General features: G+C 46.1%; 3 protein-coding genes. All 3 read left to right on the forward strand.

Features of this window, described 5'->3' with window-relative positions:
* Nucleotides 1–259 precede the first annotated feature (259 nt).
* From DWV53_RS14935 to DWV53_RS14945, 3 genes are read left to right on the forward strand one after another with little or no spacing between them, the layout of a single operon-like run.
* Nucleotides 260–643 carry a DUF1573 domain-containing protein gene (locus DWV53_RS14935; protein WP_117587320.1) on the forward strand — a complete coding sequence of 128 codons (384 nt, stop codon included), beginning with the start codon at nt 260–262 and terminating at the stop codon, nt 641–643.
* 29 nt (nt 644–672) lie between these two features.
* Nucleotides 673–1,518, forward strand: a complete 846-nt coding sequence (locus DWV53_RS14940; protein WP_118155400.1) for an EFR1 family ferrodoxin — start codon at nt 673–675, stop codon at nt 1,516–1,518.
* A gap of 22 nt (nt 1,519–1,540) precedes the next feature.
* Entirely contained in the window at nt 1,541–3,262 is a 1,722-nt protein-coding gene (locus DWV53_RS14945) for a M6 family metalloprotease domain-containing protein (RefSeq protein ID WP_118155402.1), read from the forward strand.
* Nucleotides 3,263–3,305: the final 43 nt, after the last annotated feature.

Below are 3,305 nucleotides of genomic sequence, written 5' to 3' on the forward strand. Positions count from 1 at the left end.
CATAAAAGAGGGTGCGCCATAGACTTATGACACACCCTCCTTTTGTTCAGGAATCTGCAAACATCTTCATAATGAGGAGTATTGCGCCCCCACTTTTCCACAGAAAAGAAGGCTGTAACATGAAATATAAGGCATAATTGTTTTAAATAATGTAAAAAAGTAGCGTAATACTAAACTTTATATGTACTTTTGCATCGAATTATATAAAAATAAGAAACAAATTAAAGAGAAAATATAAAAAAGAAGAAAGGATATGAAGATGAAAAGAATCATATTGACACTCACAATGCTGGTGGCTCTTGTAGCTACTGCATCTGCTCAGGCAGAGATTAAATTCGACAAACTGATACACAACTTCGGTTCGTTCGAAGAGTCAAATCCGGTACAGAAGGCTACCTTTACCTTCACCAATGTGGGCAACAAGCCTTTGATTATCAACCAGGCTATTGCCAGCTGCGGCTGCACCGTACCTTCTTATACCAAGAAGCCTATCGCTCCAGGCGAGAAGGGACAGATTAGTGTTACCTATAACGGCAAGGGCATGTTCCCTGGTCATTTCAAGAAGAGCATCACCGTCCGTTCTAACGGCAATGTAGAAATGTCACGTCTCTATATAGAAGGTGTTATGACAGAAAAGAAATAATCTAGCTCAATACATATTTAAAAGTAAGCATGATTTTCTATTTCTCAGGAACAGGAAATACCAAGTGGGCAGCAGCCAGACTGGCAGCGGCTACACACGAAGACTTGATTCCTATCGCCCCTTATATGCGGGCGGATGATTCAAGCCACAATATAGCCGAGCCGTTTATTCTGAAAGAGAATGAACGGCTCGGATTCGTTTTCCCCATACATGGCTGGAGAGTTCCACGCCTTGTAAGGGAGTTTATCAGGAAGATGAAGATAACTTCTGATGCTACTACAGAAGGTAATAAGAAGATGGTCAGAAAGCATCCTTTCGCCTATTGCGTCTGTACTGCAGGCGACAGCATCGGACTCACCATCGAGAACCTCAACGATACGATTTCGCAGAATGCATCGCTTCAGGCATTGGGCATCACGGAGGTTTCTGCTTCCTACTCACTCATCATGCCGGAATCTTATGTAGGACTTCCTTTCATGGATGTTGATCCGAAGGAGCGCGAAGTTCATAAGAAATCGAAATCGGCACAGGAACTGGCGGCTATCTGCGAAGAGATATTCGACAGGAAAGAGGGCGTGAACCGTCTGGTAAAAGGTCCTATCCCCTGGTTCTTCACCAAGGTTGTGGGCGGATTCTTTGAGAAGGTGCTCATCACCGACAAGCGGTTTCATGTGGAGAAAGACAAGTGCGTGAAGTGTGGCATCTGTGCCAACGTCTGTCCTGTAGGCGATATCAAGGGCGGTCATGGAGAATACCCGGAATGGCTGCATCACAAGGATTGCCTCACCTGCTTTACCTGCTATCACCATTGTCCGCATCACGCCATCGAGTTTGGACGCCAGACTCAGAAGAAAGGACAATACTTTTACAAATAATCCCCATCTACCCTGACTGTTTATGAAGAAGACAATCATCTCTCTGGCGCTCGCCTTCCTGGGCATCGCCAATCTCTATGCCGTAAAGGCTAAACCGGGCATCGCCAAGATTATGCTGGCTGATGGAACCGTAGCATGTGCTACCCTGCATGGCGACGAAACCTTCCACTACTACATGCTGCTGGACGGTACACCCCTGCGGGAAACCCAAGACGGAAAATACGAAAAGATAACTGCTGAAGAGCTGAACACCCGAAAGACCCGTGCTTTCTCTTCAGAGAATCTTACAAGAGCTTCAGAAATAGGAACATGGAGCCCAAGCTATTTCCCTCATAAGGGAAGTCCGAAGGCATTGGTACTCCTGGTGCAGTTTCAGGATGTGAAGTTCAAGAGTAAGGATCCGGTTGCAACATTCAACCATTACCTCAACGGAAAGAAGGGAGAAGCTATGCCTGAGGCTGATAAAGAAGTGTTTATCACCAACGAGAAATACTGCCAGAACTACGGCAGCGTACAGCAGTATTTCGCTGATATGAGCGATAACCAGTTTATACCACAGTTTGACGTAGTGGGTCCTGTTACGGTAAGCAAGAATTCAGCTTATTACGGCAAGAACGGAAGTGGAGACGGCAGTGACACCAACTTTCCTCAGATGATTAAGGAAGCCTGCCAGCAGGTAAACGCCAAGGTTAACTTTGCCAATTACGACAGCGACGGCGACGGATATGTAGACCTCGTATATGTAATCTATGCCGGCTATTCTGAAAGCATCTCAGGTAATTCAAGCGATTGTCTCTGGCCGAAATCGGGTACCGTAGGAGGACTGGGAACCTATGACGGTAAAAAGGTATGCCGGTTCGGCATTAACAACGAGCTGAACAATAAACCTGAAGATACCCAAGACGGCAAATACTTCATCAATGGTATCGGTCTCTTCTGCCATGAGTTTTCGCATACCCTCGGTTTGCCAGACATCTATCCGACCAACAACCTCACAAACCATAACCAGAGTCCTGAATATTGGGACGTCATGGATATGGGCAGTTATCAGGCTAACGGCTACCAGCCTATCCCTTATTCACCATGGGAGAAGAGCATCGTAGGATGGAAACAGCCTACCCTCCTTTCTGATACCGAGGCTCAGCAGATAAAGCTGGAACCATACGACAAGGCATCGGATGCATACAAGATTATAGCCAACAGCCAGGGCGAATACCTGCTGCTGCAGAATATCAGAAACGAGGGATGGTACAAGGAGGCGCTGGGTTACGGAATGCTGGTATGGCGCATCGACTACGATGACAAGACTTCGGTTAATCTGGGGGATAATCCCAACAACACGACAGGTAAGCCAAGGGTAATGATTGTTCCTGCAGACGGAATGGTATACAACAGCTATAATAGAACTGTCAGCGACAATGATATTATCACGAGTCTTCAGAACGACCCGTTCCCGACCTACAAGGCGGGCTCTGCTACAGAGTACGAGGTGAACAGTCTGACCAGTATCACCCTGAACAACAGTGTTGATACGAGTCATCCGCTCTACAACATCACAAAGGATGAAGCAACCGGTCTGGTAACCTTCGATTATCTCAAGAACTTCTCTCCTACCGGAATCTCTTCGGTCATCATCGGTAAAAACAGACCGACAGCCTATTTTGATCTGGAAGGCAGAAAGGTTTCCGTTCCACAAAAGGGCAAGATTTACATCACCAGCAAGGGACAGAAGATAGTATACTAACTAATCGGGTAGGAGGTAAATGTTACTCATAAGAGGCATTTAC

This window comes from Segatella copri, assembly GCF_003465495.1.
Lineage (GTDB): Bacteria > Bacteroidota > Bacteroidia > Bacteroidales > Bacteroidaceae > Prevotella > Prevotella copri_G.